12 protein-coding genes are annotated in these 13,737 nt (G+C 64.7%); 9 read left to right on the top strand and 3 right to left on the bottom strand.

Annotated elements, in window-relative coordinates:
- Nucleotides 1-11 precede the first annotated feature (11 nt).
- The 4 genes from FR728_RS03660 to FR728_RS03670 all read left to right on the top strand — a co-directional run bounded on the left by FR728_RS03660 (nt 12) and on the right by FR728_RS03670 (nt 4,144).
- The gene (locus FR728_RS03660) at nt 12-2,177 is read left to right on the top strand and encodes a malate synthase G (protein WP_149891268.1); all 2,166 of its coding nucleotides are present in this window, start codon (nt 12-14) and stop codon (nt 2,175-2,177) included.
- A gap of 254 nt (nt 2,178-2,431) precedes the next feature.
- Nucleotides 2,432-2,557 carry a hypothetical protein gene (locus FR728_RS19680; RefSeq protein ID WP_280115322.1) on the top strand — a complete coding sequence of 42 codons (126 nt, stop codon included), beginning with the start codon at nt 2,432-2,434 and terminating at the stop codon, nt 2,555-2,557.
- Nucleotides 2,558-2,848: 291 nt separating this feature from the next.
- Entirely contained in the window at nt 2,849-3,679 is an 831-nt protein-coding gene (locus tag FR728_RS03665) for a TolB family protein (protein ID WP_149891269.1), read from the top strand.
- A gap of 129 nt (nt 3,680-3,808) precedes the next feature.
- Complete coding sequence (locus FR728_RS03670) at nt 3,809-4,144, top strand: antibiotic biosynthesis monooxygenase family protein (protein ID WP_149891270.1); 336 nt, start codon at nt 3,809-3,811, stop codon at nt 4,142-4,144.
- 12 nt (nt 4,145-4,156) lie between these two features.
- Here the strand turns inward: FR728_RS03670 and FR728_RS03675 are convergent, their stop codons facing one another.
- Nucleotides 4,157-5,716 (bottom strand): ATP-binding protein, encoded by a 1,560-nt coding sequence (locus FR728_RS03675; protein WP_149891271.1) that lies wholly within the window; start codon nt 5,714-5,716, stop codon nt 4,157-4,159.
- 1 nt (nt 5,717) lies between these two features.
- Entirely contained in the window at nt 5,718-6,443 is a 726-nt protein-coding gene (locus FR728_RS03680) for a response regulator (RefSeq protein WP_149891272.1), read from the bottom strand.
- 283 nt (nt 6,444-6,726) lie between these two features.
- On the opposite strand from FR728_RS03680, the gene FR728_RS03685 reads away from it, so the two are divergent.
- From FR728_RS03685 to FR728_RS03705, 5 genes are all read left to right on the top strand, one after another.
- Nucleotides 6,727-7,872, top strand: a complete 1,146-nt coding sequence (locus FR728_RS03685; RefSeq protein ID WP_149891273.1) for an EF-hand domain-containing protein — start codon at nt 6,727-6,729, stop codon at nt 7,870-7,872.
- Nucleotides 7,873-8,641: 769 nt separating this feature from the next.
- Nucleotides 8,642-9,772, top strand: coding sequence for a type III PLP-dependent enzyme (locus FR728_RS03690; RefSeq protein WP_149891274.1), 1,131 nt, complete (start codon nt 8,642-8,644; stop codon nt 9,770-9,772).
- A 31-nt stretch (nt 9,773-9,803) separates the two neighbouring features.
- Nucleotides 9,804-10,355 carry a GNAT family N-acetyltransferase gene (locus tag FR728_RS03695; RefSeq protein ID WP_149891275.1) on the top strand — a complete coding sequence of 184 codons (552 nt, stop codon included), beginning with the start codon at nt 9,804-9,806 and terminating at the stop codon, nt 10,353-10,355.
- A gap of 214 nt (nt 10,356-10,569) precedes the next feature.
- Nucleotides 10,570-10,947, top strand: coding sequence for an antitoxin Xre/MbcA/ParS toxin-binding domain-containing protein (locus FR728_RS03700; RefSeq protein WP_149891276.1), 378 nt, complete (start codon nt 10,570-10,572; stop codon nt 10,945-10,947).
- Complete coding sequence (locus FR728_RS03705; protein ID WP_149891277.1) at nt 10,907-11,683, top strand: RES family NAD+ phosphorylase; 777 nt, start codon at nt 10,907-10,909, stop codon at nt 11,681-11,683. Before FR728_RS03700 ends, FR728_RS03705 begins: the two co-directional genes overlap by 41 nt.
- Before the next feature lie 79 nt (nt 11,684-11,762).
- Here FR728_RS03705 and FR728_RS03710 read toward each other — a convergent pair whose 3' ends face one another.
- Nucleotides 11,763-13,364: a SulP family inorganic anion transporter gene (locus FR728_RS03710; RefSeq protein WP_188318776.1), complete on the bottom strand. Its 1,602-nt coding sequence runs from the start codon at nt 13,362-13,364 to the stop codon at nt 11,763-11,765.
- Nucleotides 13,365-13,737 lie beyond the last annotated feature (373 nt).

The following is a 13,737-nucleotide window of genomic DNA, read 5'->3' on the forward strand; positions in this document are numbered from 1 at the left end:
GAGTTGAGACAATGGGAACGCGAGTGAGCACGCACGGCCTTCAGGTGGCCAAGGAGCTCCATGACTTCGTGAACGACAAGGCCCTGCCGGGAACCGGCGTGACCCAGGAAGCCTTCTGGGCCGGTCTGGCCGCCCTTGTCCGCGATCTCGCGCCCCGCAATCGCGAGCTTCTGGCCCGTCGTGACCAGCTGCAGGAGCAGATCGACGCCTGGCACCGCGCCAATCCGGGCACGCCGGACATGGTCACCTACAAGGCCTTCCTGACCGAGATCGGCTATCTGACGCCGGAAGGCGAGGACTTCGCCGTCGCCACCGCCAATGTGGACCCGGAGATTTCCACCGTCGCCGGGCCCCAGCTCGTCGTGCCGGTGATGAACGCCCGCTACGCGCTGAACGCGGCCAATGCCCGCTGGGGCTCGCTCTATGATGCGCTCTATGGCACCGATGCCATGGGCTCTCTGCCGGCCGGCGGCGGCTTTGACGCTGCCCGTGGCGCGGAGGTGATCGCCCATGCGCGCAAGGTGCTGGACGAGAGCGCCCCGCTTGCCTCCGGCTCCTGGGCCGATGCGGAAGGCCTCGCCGTCGTCGATGGCGCCCTCGCCGTGACCGTTTCCGGTCAGCCGGTCGCGCTCAAGGACGCCGCCCAGTTCGCCGGTTACCGGGGGGAGGCGAGCGCGCCGACCAACGTGCTGCTGGTGAAGAACGGCCTGCATCTGGACATCGTTGTCGATGCCGCGCATCCGATCGGCAAGACCGACAAGGCCCACATCGCCGACGTGATCCTGGAATCCGCGCTCTCCACCATCATGGACTGCGAGGACTCTGTTGCCGCCGTCGACGCCGAGGACAAGGTTGTCGTCTATGGCAACTGGCTGGGCCTGCTGAAGGGCGATCTGGTCGAGAGCTTCGAGAAGGGCGGCAAGACCGTGACCCGCAAGCTCAACGGGGACCGCAGCTACACCGCGCCGGATGGACAGGGCTCCGTCTCCCTGCATGGTCGCTCGCTGCTGCTGGTGCGCAATGTCGGTCACCTGATGACCATCGACGCGGTGCTGGACGAAGCGGGCAACGAGATCCCGGAAGGCATCCTTGACGGTCTGGTGACCTCTCTCATCGGCCTGCATGACATCGGCCCGAACGGCAAGCGCCTGAATTCGCGCGCCGGATCGATCTACATCGTGAAGCCCAAGATGCACGGCCCGGAGGAAGTGGCCTTCGCTAACGAGCTCTTCGGTCGCATCGAGCAGATCCTGGGGATGGACGCCAACACCCTCAAGATGGGCATCATGGACGAGGAACGCCGCACCACGGTCAACCTCAAGCAGTGCATCCGTGCTGCCAAGGACCGGGTGTTCTTCATCAACACCGGCTTCCTGGACCGCACCGGCGACGAGATGCACACCTCCATGGAAGCGGGCCCGATGATCCGCAAGGGCGACATGAAGGCGGCTCCCTGGATCGCGGCTTACGAGAACAACAACGTGGACGTGGGCCTCGCCTGCGGTCTGCCCGGCCACGCCCAGATCGGCAAGGGCATGTGGGCCATGCCCGACCTGATGCAGGCCATGCTGGAGCAGAAGATCGGCCATCCGAAGGCCGGCGCCAACACCGCCTGGGTGCCGTCCCCCACCGCCGCCACGCTTCATGCGCTGCATTACCATCAGGTTTCGGTGAAGGATCGTCAGGCCGAGCTGAAGACCCGCGCCAAGGCGAAGCTCGAGGATATTCTGTCCATCCCGGTGGCGGAGCGTCCGAACTGGGCCCCCGCCGACATTCAGGCCGAGCTCGACAACAATGCGCAGGGCATCCTGGGCTATGTGGTGCGCTGGGTCGAACAGGGCGTCGGCTGTTCCAAGGTGCCCGACATCAACAATGTCGGCCTGATGGAAGACCGTGCCACCCTGCGCATCTCCTCCCAGCACATTGCCAACTGGCTGCGCCATGGCGTCTGCTCGAAGGAGCAGGTGATGGAAACCCTGAAGCGCATGGCAAGTCTGGTGGACGAGCAGAACGCCGGCGACCCGGCCTATCGCGCCATGTCCGCCGATTTCGACGCCTCCATCGGCTTCCAGGCGGCCTGCGATTTGGTCTTCGAGGGTACCAGCCAGCCCAACGGCTACACCGAGCCGGTCCTCCATGCCCGCCGCCGCGAGTTCAAGGCCCGCGCGGCCAGCTGAGACTGGCTAGCTGACTGAGACTGAAACCCCCGGGGCGCAGGCTCCGGGGGTTTTTACTTGTGCCGCAGCAACCCGGATCGCGCCCGAGCAGGACAACCGAGGAGCATTCTCATGTCGGTGGGCTCGGCTCAAAAATGACGTAGGGGAAAATTAGAGTTTTTGCGTCAATCTGAAGAATGAGGTCTTGAAAGGCGCACTGGGTGCGCTAAATTCTAAGCATCGACTTTCAACGCAGATGTCATCGGAGATCCCCCATGAATGTCTTCGTCGCCCGCACCCTCCTTGTCCGGCACCGGCAGGATTTCAACCGTGACCGGTTGCCCTGGCTGCCAGGCTCCCTCTATCGCCTCCTGAGCGAGGTGAAGAAGGTCTATTCCTAACCGACCCCATTCGAGAAAAGGCCCCCGCTGGCCTCACCGGCGACCACGGGCCTTCCGAATAAGGAGCACCAAAAAAGACTCCGATCTGTGCACGACCTGTAAAAGAACCCGGCCCCACCGCCGGGTTTTTTGTTGCCCGAAAGCCGTGCTGCGCCGTCCTGGGGCAAGCGTCTTTGCCATCCGTTGAGCATGGCGCGGGTCCAGGCGTCCCCTCTTGCGCCGAATTGCAGTATATTTCCCGGAGCGAACCGGGAGGAGATCCGGTCCGCCAGACCACGGAGGATCACCTTCATGCGCAGCCGTCTGATGATCTTCGACATGGCCAGTGGCGACAGTCGGGAGGTTCTGGCCACCGATCGCCTGATCGAGGCCCCGAACTGGATGCCGGATGGCTCGGCGCTCATCGTCAATGGCGACGGCCTGCTCTTCCGGGTGGACCTGCACGAGGATGCGGTGGCCGAGCTCGACCCGATCAACACGGAATTCGCCCTTCGCTGCAACAATGACCACGGGATTTCCCCCTGCGGCCGGGAGATCCTGCTCTCCGATCAGAGCGAGACCGGCGCCTCGCGCATCTACCGCCTGCCCATCGAGGGCGGGACGCCGGTGGAGGTGACGCCGCTCGAGCCCTCCTACTGGCATGGCATCTCGCCCGATGGCAGCACCTTGGCCTACTGTGCCGAGCGGGGCGGGCGCTTCGACATTTACACCTGTCCCCGCGACGGGGGCCCCGAACGCCGGCTCACCGATGGCTCCGGCCATGCGGATGGTCCCGACTACAGCGCCTGCGGCCGCTACATCTGGTTCAACTCCGACCGGGACGGCCACGCCCAGCTCTGGCGCATGACGACAGCGGGAACCGGCCTGACCCGCATGACCGACGACGAGCGGGTCAACTGGTTTCCCCATCCCTCGCCCTGTGGCGACTGGGTGGTCTATCTCTCCTATGAGCCCGGAACCCTCGGCCATCCCCGCGACCGTGAGGTCGAACTGCGGCTGATCGATCCGGAAGGCGGAGAAAAGCAGTCCCTTGTCCGTCTGTTCGGCGGGCAGGGAACGATCAACGTGCCCTCCTGGGCACCCGACGGGGCGGCCTTCGCCTATGTGGCCTATGAGCGCTGAGGACCGCGTGCAAACCGTGGATCGCGCCGGGATCCGCGCGATCTGCCCTTGAGAAACCCGCCGCACTCCGGTCACTCTGGGGCGGAGGACAAGGGCTCGCCGAGGCGAGCCGCAAGGGGAGGGTGCCGGATGATTGCCGTGATCTTCGAGGTCTGGCCGAAGGCCGAACACAAGCAGGACTATCTGGACATGGCCGCGCGCCTGCGGCCCCATCTGGCAGAGATTGACGGCTTTCTCTCCGTCGAGCGCTTCCAGAGCCTGACCGACCCGGACAAGCTGCTCTCCGTGTCCTTCTTCCGTGACGAGGCCGCCCTCGACCAGTGGCGCAACCTGATGGAGCACCGCCGCGCCCAGTCTGCCGGCCGCGCCAGCTTCTTTGCCGACTACCGCCTGCGTGTTGCCCATGTCCTGCGTGACTACGGCCTCACCGACCGGGACGAGGCCCCGGCGGACAGCAAGGCCTAGAGGCGCCCTCCCTCACCCCCCCAGCGGCAGGCGCACTTCCACGTCCAGCCCGCCGTCCGGGTGGTTGGCCAGGGTCACCGTGCCGCCATGGGCGTGGATGATCGAGCGGGTGATGGAGAGCCCGAGGCCGATGCCGCCGGTTTCCTCCGAGCGGCTTTCCTCCAGCCGGACAAAGGGCTCGAACACGTCGCGCAGCCGGTCCTCCGGGATCCCGGGGCCCTTGTCGCGCACATGGATCACCGCATTGCCGGCATCCTGAGCGTAGGACAGGCAGACAGACGCGCCGTAGCGCACCCCGTTCTCGATCAGGTTGCGCAGGGCCCGCTTCAGGGCCAGAGGCCGGCAACGCACCACCAGACGGCCGTGGTCCTCCGCCTTCACGTCATGGCCCATGTCCTGCTGGTCGTCGGCCAGCGATTGCAGCAGGGAGCCGAGGTCCAGCTTCTGCGCCTCCTCGCGGGTCGCCTCGTCCCGGGCGAAGGCAAGGGTGGCCTCGGTCATCTGGCTCATCTCGTCCAGCGTGGCGATCATCTTCTCCCGGTTCTCGTCATCGTCGATGAACTCCGCCCGCAGGCGCAGGGACGTGATGGGCGTGCGCAGGTCATGGCTGATGGCGGCCAGCATGCGGGTCCGGTCCTGCACGAAGCGGGTCAGACGGTCCTGCATGTCGTTGAAGGCGCGGGTCAGGGCCTGCACCTCGCCCGGTCCGCTCTCCGGCAGGGCCTCGACGGTCTCGCCCCGGCCGAGCCGCTCGGCCGCGCCGGCCAGATCCCGCAAGGGGCGCGAGAGCCGCCGCATCAGGAAGGCGACGATGACGCTGGTCGCCACGATGGTCAGGAGAAGCTGCACCAGGAAGGGGATGATGGAGCGGTCCGGCGGACGATAATCCGTCGTCATATTGAACCAGCGCCCGTCCTTGAGCCGGATCGACAGCGCCACATCCTTGTGCCACTTGCGCGGCCGGAAGTCCTCGTCCAGATCCTTGGCGACGTCGCCCTTGCCGGACAGGGCCTTTTCAAGGGAGGTCTTCCGCTCGTGCTCGTCGTCCGAGTGCTCGCGCATCTGCCGCTCGCGCCAGCTCTGCACCTGCTGGTCCTTGAAGCTGCGCTCCTCCGCGCTCATGTCCTCGCGCTTGCGGTTGATGTCGAGGCGGATGTCGCGCGCTTCGTCGAACTCGCCCTGAAGCCAAGCGACGACACGCCGTTCCGTCTTGCTCGGCTCGCGCGGATCGGCAGCCGGCGCATCGGCGATCCAGAAATTGGAGAAGCGGCTGCGGCCGGCCTCCAGCACCCGTGCCTGAAAATCCTTCGGCATGTCTTCCACCAGCCGCGCCATGGCGACCGAGCGCGACAGGATGTTGTCCCGCGCCACTTCCGCCAGCGCCAGGCGCCGCTCGTCGTGGAAGATCCAGATGCTGATGCCCTGGGCGACCAGGATCGCGAGGACCAGAAGGGTGATCAGCTGACCGGACAGGCTCGCCGGCCAGAGCCGCGCGGGGCTCCAGCGCGAGCGGGAAGCGGGGGGCGGCGTCGCCTCGGGCGCGCCGCCATCAGGAGGGGAGGTGAAGTGCACGTCAGGCCTCCGTCGCCACGTCGGCGGTGAACATGTAGCCGCCGCCCCAGACGGTCTTGATCAATTTCGGGTCCTTGCTGTCGACCTCGATCTTGCGGCGCAGGCGCGAGACCTGGTTGTCGATCGACCGGTCGAAGACCGTCGGCGCCCGGCCGGTGGTCAGGTCCAGCAGCTGATCCCGGTTCAGCACCATCTTCGGGCGCTTCAGAAAGGCGCAGAGCAGGGTGAACTCGCCGCTCGACAGGGGCACGGCCACCCCGTCCGGGTCGGTCAGCTCGCGCTTGGGCACGCTCAGCTCCCAGCCCTCGAAGCGCAGCACTTCCTGTTCCACCGGATCGCGCTCTTTCGGCTGGGATCCGGTGCGCCGCAGGACGGCGCGGATGCGGGCCAGCAGCTCACGCGGATTGAAGGGCTTGGTCACGTAATCATCGGCGCCGATCTCCAGCCCGATCACCCGGTCCGTGTCATCCGCCATGGCGGTCAGCAGGATCACCGGGGTTGAGCCGGTTTCCACCAGATGCCGGCACAGGGAAAGCCCGTCCTCGCCGGGCATCATGATGTCGAGCACCACCAGATCGATGGCAGCCGCCTTCATGGCCTTGCGGGCATGGGCGGCATTTTCCGCCGTGGTGGCCCGCAGCCCGTTCTTGACCAGATAGCGGGCGAGCGTCTCGCGAATGTCGCGATGGTCGTCAACGATCAGGATATGGGGGCTCGGCACGTTCACGGGGAAGGTCTCCGTCTTTGGGGGGGCAGGCTCTTGCGGCCGCTCCGGGGGGCTGGGATCGGGTACCGGGACGGCGCCGATCCATCGTCTTCCCCAAGGGTGACGATCCGCATCATCTTTGTACAGATCGGGAAACACCGCGCAATCGGCTGAAACTGTAACAGGGTGTAACGGCCGCCGAGAAGCGGGACAGACGATCACACTTCCGGCGATTCCCGGCGTAGTTCTGAGACAGGTGCTTCCTATCTTCAGGCCATCGCAACGATGCCCAAAGGAGACTGGCATGAAACCGATCAAGACCCTGACCATGGCACTTCTGGCTGCTGGAGTGGCCGGGGGCGCGGTGACTGCACACGCCGAGGGGGGCAAGTTCTGGCGCGGTGGGGACAAGGACCCGGGTCAGATGGAAATGGCACATGGATACGGTCATGGCTTCGGCCAGGGCTTCGGCCAAGGCTTCGGAAAGAAGGGCATGGGCCCCGGCCGAGGTGCTCACGCCAAGCACATGTTCCAGACGTTCGACACCAACAAGGACGGGGTCATCACCCAGTCCGAGATCGACGCCGTCATCGCGGAGAAATTCGCCAAGGCCGATGCGGACAAGAGCTCCGAGGTGAGCCTTGCCGAGTTCAAGGCCGGCTTTGCCGAAATGAGCAAGCCGATGCAGGTGCGTGCCTTCCAGCGGCTGGATGCCGATGGCGACGGCACGGTGACCCAGGCCGAATATGACAAGATCGCCGAGCGGATTTTCGACCGGATGGACCGGGACGGCGATGGCGAGCTGACCCCGCGCGGCCCGAAGGGCGAAAAGCGCGGTGAAGGCATGGGCCAGGGCCAGGGCATGAGCAAGGGCCCGGGCGCAGGCAAGCCCGGCGACGAGCGTCAGGCCCGCAAGGGACAGGACGACGACCGCGAGCATGGACCGCGTGGCATGGGGCATCCCGGTGAAGGCCCGATGGGCGGCCGCATGGGCATGATGCAGATGTTCGCAGACATGGATGGTGACGACGACGGCAAGGTGACCCGCGCCGAATTCGATGCCAAGCGTGCCGAGATGTTTGCCAAGGCCGATGCGGACAAGTCCGGCGGCGTCTCTCTGGACGAGTTCGGCTCCATCTGGATGGACCTCAACGACGGCCGAGTCGTGCGGATCTTCCAGCACATGGACGAGGACGGAAGCCTCGGCCTGACGGTCAGCGAGTTCAATGCCCGCGAAGCCGAACTGATGAAGCATCTAGACCGCAACGACGACGGTGTGATCACCAAGGCCGATTTCGGCAAGGGCAAGCACGGCGGTGAGAAGCATGGCATGAAGGGCCATCACGGTGACCACGAGCGCGGCGAAGGCCGCCATGGCCATGACGATGAGGACGACGGTCGCGGTGAAGGCCGCGGCGAGGGCCATGGTCCCCGCTGGTTCCGCGGCTGACCCTCTGAGGGTCTTGACCCCGGCAGGAGCGCCGGGGTCCGCAAAACACCTGCCTAGGGTTGTCCCCAATGGCGGGTGCCTGATGACAGGCGCATATTGAGTTTAATCAGACGCAGATCTGATCTTAATGCGAGTGCACGAAGCGCAGGCGGGCCCCATCGACCAAGAGCCCCCTGCGCACGCTCCGCCAAGTCCTCGCCGCGCCTCTGCGCCGCCTGCTGGACAGCCTCTCTCCCCGACGCGATTTGTGATCACATAAAGGCACGAAAACCCCAGGGAAAGCCTTGTGTTAACTGCATTTCCGCCTTGCCCGAAAAAAGCTCGGACGGGGTCAAAAAAATTCTTGATCTGCACCCCGAATGAGAGCAAATACGCACTAGCCCAAATTCGCACGTGCCCGTGGTCGTCCACCATCTGTAGACGGGGCCGCTGCCGATATTCACCTCCGGATCTCCGGAGCGGTCGCAGCAAACCGGACGACTTAAAGCAACGACGTAAGAGGGCCTTTCTGGTCTCTGCCGGGGTTCCATCCTCCGGGGTTACTGACGAGGCACTTGTTACATCATTGCCCGACGTGCGGTTCGGTTCTCCCGATCCAATCAACGGCATTCCCTTGCGGGAAAGCTTTGACGTGTCCGCCTGAGCGCGGTCGCCACTGCCCAACCGTCGCCTGATTTGCTCTTCCGCCTTCCGGTTCCACCCGGGGGAACGAGGATCTGCATCTCCGGCTTCCTGCGACGTGTGTTGAGACTTGATTGGGAGCCTCCCGATGAGCGATCGAATTCTTGACTTCCTCCGCCGCCGCAAAAGCGATGGCCCCTGCGTGGTGGTTGACCTGGACATTGTGCGCGAGAACTACGCCGCCTTTGCCGGAGCCCTGCCCGACACCTCCGTCTTCTATGCGGCGAAGGCCAATCCGGCCCCTGAGATCCTGAACCTGCTCGCCGAGCTGGGCTCCTCCTTCGACTGCGCCTCCGTCGGCGAGATCGAAATGGTGCTCGCCACCGGCGCCGATGCTTCCCGCATTTCTTATGGCAACACCATCAAGAAGGAACGTGACATTGCCCGCGCGTATGCCCTTGGAGTTCGTCTCTTCGCCGTGGACAGCGTCGAAGAAGTCGAAAAAATTGCCCGTGCCGCAGCCGGCGCCCGTGTCTTCTGCCGCGTTCTCTGCGACGGTGTTGGGGCCGAATGGCCGCTCTCCCGCAAGTTCGGCTGCGAACCGGCCATGGCGTCCGACGTGCTTGAGCACGCCCACCGCCTCGGCCTCGAAGCCTATGGTGTCTCGTTCCATGTCGGCTCCCAGCAAGCCAACCTCGGCGCCTGGGACCTCGCGCTTGCCATGGCTGCCGACGTCTTCGGCGAAATGTCCCGACGCGGCATCGAGCTGAAGATGGTCAACATGGGGGGCGGGTTCCCGACCCGCTACCTCAAGGACGTCCCCGGCGTGCCGAGCTATGGCGAGGCGATCTTCCAGTCGCTGACCCGCCATTTCGGCAACCGCCTGCCAGCCACCATCATCGAGCCGGGCCGCGGCATGGTCGGCAATGCCGGCGTGATCGAGGCCGAAGTGGTGCTGATCTCCCGCAAGTCGGCGGAAGATCCGATCCGCTGGGTCTACCTGGATATCGGCAAGTTCCACGGTCTCGCCGAGACCATGGACGAGGCGATCCGCTATCCGATCCGCACCCCGAAGGACGGTGACCAGACCGCGCCCTGCGTTCTGGCCGGCCCGACCTGCGACAGTGTCGACGTGCTTTACGAGAAGACGCCCTACGAGCTGCCCCTGTCCCTCGCCATCGGCGACAAGGTGCTGATCGAGGCTTGCGGCGCCTACACGACGACCTATTCCACCGTGGGCTTCAACGGCTTCGCGCCGCTCGCCTCCCATGTCATCTGAGTTCCGCGCGAACTCTTCGGGACTGACGACAATGATCGATATCGTTGACGAAGCACCGACCCATGTCGGCGCCCGCGAGGCCCTGCTCGACCTCGCCTTTGGTCCGGACCGGTTTCTCAAGACCTCCGAACGTCTGCGCACCGGCCGTCTTCCGGCCTTCGCCTATGTGGCGCTGGACGACGAGGGCACTCTCGTCGGCACCGTGCGCCTGTGGCATGTCACCGACGAGGCCGGCCGCCCGGCCCTCCTGCTCGGCCCGCTTGCGGTCGATTCCAGCTGCCGGTCCCAGGCTGTCGGCGGCCGCCTGATGCGCCATGCGCTGAACCAGGCCGCTCTCGCCGGTCACGGCTGCGTGCTGCTTGTCGGCGATCTGCCCTATTACCAGCGTTTCGGCTTCGAGGCCGACCGCCTCGACGACGTCTGCCTGCCGGGCCCGGTGGATTACGCGCGCTTCCTGGCGCTCGAATTCCGCCCCGGCGTGGTGGCGGAGCTCTCCGGTTGCCTCCATGCCACCGGCGACATCGACTTCGGCGCCTGCATGGTCGAAGACGATGCCTCCGACTGGGTCAAGATGGTCGCCTGAAGACGCGGCATAAGCTCCAGTTCAACGCAGACAAGGGCTCCGCGACCGACCGGTCCGGAGCCCTTGCATTTTGGCGGCGGGTTTTCGTCACTCTTCTCCATCCCACAAAGGGATCCATTTCGTCAGATGGGGTTGGTCCTCAACACCGAGTGGATTTCTACCGAAAGCATAGCTATATTGTATTTCATCAGAAATCTCTGACTGGAGATCTGGGATGCTTGAACCAAAGGAAGCCGTAGCGGTCGAGCCGGATGCTGTGGTCAGCAAGGCTGTGGTCCGCGCCGCCGTGAAACTGGGCTTGACCCAGGCAGCACTTGCCCGTGTGCTGGGACTTTCGGAAGCGTCCGTGTCACGGCTCTATCATGGTGAGTTGAAGCTCAGCGGTAAGGACAAGGCCTTCGAGCTGTCGCTGCTTCTCATTCGCCTGTTCCGCTCACTGGATGCATTGGTGGGAGGAGACGAGCGGGTGTTGCGCCGGTGGATGGAAACACCGAACACCGCCTTAGGGGGCGTCCCTCGGGATCTCATTGCCAAAATCTCCGGATTGACGAATGCCCTTGCCTATGTGGACAGTCGACGCGCTCGCCTCTGAGCTTTCCCCGTATGAGGGATCGGGCTGGCGTGTCGTGGAGGCTCAGCACAGGGTCTCTACCCTCAAGCTCGTGGATGATCTTGAGGAACAGGCACTGCTGGAGGGGCTGCTGGAGGCCAGCAAGCCTCCGGTTCCGGCTGACTGTTCAGGGCTGAACTACCTTCTGTCCACTCCGTTTCGCTATGACGCGCCATACCCCCACGGATCACGATTTCGCCGGGCCGGTTTTACCGAGGGCGTCTTCTATGCGTCCGAGAATCTCCGAACGGCCTTCGCAGAAACAGCCTTCTACCGCCTTCTCTTCTTTCATGACGCTCCCGGTCTGCCATGGCCGGTCAATCCACAGGAGCTGACGGCGTTTCGGGTTGAGATTGCCACTTCCTCGGCCCTTGATCTGACGGTATCGCCCCTGGCCGGGAGCAGGTCTGAGTGGACGGACCTCACCGACTATTCTTCGACACAGGATCTTGCGGAAAAGGCGCGCGGGGCAGGAAGCCAGGTGATCCGCTATGAATCCGTCCGGGACCCTGCGCAGGGTGCAAACCTTGCTGTCCTTGCTTGTGCCGCCTTCGCAAGGCCTGCACCGACGGACCGTCAGAGTTGGCGTCTGCATCTTTCTGCTGCCGGTGTGATCGCCTTCTCCGATCATGGGGCTGAGAATTATGCCTTCGGGCAGGATAGCTTCGCCGCCGATCCGCGGCTTTCAGACTTCCAATGGGAGAGGCCCGAGGTCTGAGCCTCACCGCCTTTCTCGTCCCCTGAACGCAAGAGGGGCAGCCGAAGCCGCCCCTCATGATCGTCCATACGCCGGTCCCTCAGCCCTTGGCGGGCGTCGGGCCGTCGAGTTTCGAGCCATCCAGTTTCTGGCCGTCGAACTTGTGGCCATAGTCCACGGCGACCTCGTAATCCGGGTCTTCCAGAACTGAGACCTCGACCAGGCTGCCGGCCTTGTCCAGCAGGCGCTGGCAGTCCTTGGACAGGTGGCGCAGATGCAGGCGCTTGCCGGCGGCCTCGTATTTGGAGGCGAGCGAGTCGATGGCTTCCAGTCCCGAATGATCCACCACCCGACTGTCGATGAAGTCGATCACCACGTCTTCCGGGTCGTTGTCGACGTCGAAGAGATCGGCAAAGCCGGAAGTGGAGCCGAAGAACAGCGGTCCCGACAAACGATAGACCTTCCAGCCCTCCTTGGAGGTGCCGATGCGGGCACTGATGCGCGCCGCAGCGTTCCAGGCATAGGTCAGCGCCGAGATGATCACGCCTACGACCACTGCCACGGCGAGATCCGAATAGACCGTCACGCAGGTCACGATCACGATCACCAGCGCGTCGGTGAGCGGGATCTTGTGCATGATCTTCAGGCTGGCCCAGGCGAAGGTGCCGATCACAACCATGAACATCACGCCGACCAGGGCGGCCACCGGGATGCGCTCGATCAGCGGCGAGGCGAAGAGGATGAAGGACAGCAGGAAGAGCGCGGCGACGATGCCGGAAATGCGGGTGCGCGCACCCGACTTCACGTTGATCATCGACTGGCCGATCATGGCGCAGCCGCCCATGCCGCCGAAGAAGCCGGTCACCACATTGGCAATGCCTTGTGCCATGCATTCCTTCGAGGCGCCCCCCTTGGTGCCGGTCATGTCGGAGACCAGGTTCAGGGTCAGCAGGCTTTCGATCAGGCCGATGGCCGACAGGATCACCGCATAGGGCAGGATGATCTCGACGGTTTCCCAGGTCAGCGGCACCATGGGAATGTGAAATTCCGGCAGGCCGCCTGCGATGGAGGCCAGGTCACCCACCGACCTTGTGTCGATGCCCAGACCCAGCACCAGGGCCGAGCAGACGAGGATGCCGGCTAGCGGTGCGGGGAAGGCGGTGGTCACCTTCGGCAAGAGCCAGATCACCGCCATGGTCATGGCGACCAGCGCCAGCATGACGAAGAGGTCGGCGCCTGCGAGCCACGAGCCGTCCGCCAGCTTGAACTGGCCGAGCTGGGCCAGGAAGATGACGATGGCCAGACCGTTGACGAAGCCGAGCATCACCGGATGGGGCACCATGCGGATGAACTTGCCCCAGCGCAGCACGCCCACGCCGATCTGGATCAGCCCCATGAGCACCACGGTGGCGAAGAGATATTCCACCCCGTGCTGGGCAACCAGCGTCACCATGACCACGGCCAGCGCCCCGGTGGCGCCCGAGATCATGCCCGGCCGACCGCCGAGGCAGGCGGTGATGATGCCGATGAAGAAGGCGGCGTAGAGGCCCACCAGCGGATTGACCCCGGCCACGAAGGCAAAGGCGACCGCCTCGGGAACGAGGGCGAGCGCCACGGTCAGACCGGCCAGCAGCTCGGTCTTGATCCGCGACGGGGTGAGTTGAACGGAAACAGGCGCAAGCGCCTCGGCACGTCCGGACAAGGATGTCTCCAATTTGTCTGGCGTCGAAATGACTGGGATTGAGGTTGCAAGGTCTGCCGCTTCGCCAAACGGGAGGGGCGCACGACGCAGACCTTTTCGCGGAACTGGCCGTGTTTTAGCCGCATTTGACCCGCGCGGCAACCGCAGGCCCGGAGGGTCCGGCTCATCGAGCGCCGTCCGGCCCTGCGGGCTACCGGCTGGCAGGGCGACAGAGGCGCCGGCGCCATCTGCGCCAGGCTCGAATTCCGGCACCTAGCAGCCAGCGTTTCCTTCGGACGCGGGCCGCAGCTGCCATCCGCTGTTCGATGATCTCGGCCTCCGTCAGTGTGGTGTCGTTCCAGGGAGGGTGATACCGAAGGTCCGGATGGAGCCG

Source organism: Roseibium aestuarii, from assembly GCF_008477545.1.
Taxonomy (GTDB): domain Bacteria; phylum Pseudomonadota; class Alphaproteobacteria; order Rhizobiales; family Stappiaceae; genus Roseibium; species Roseibium aestuarii.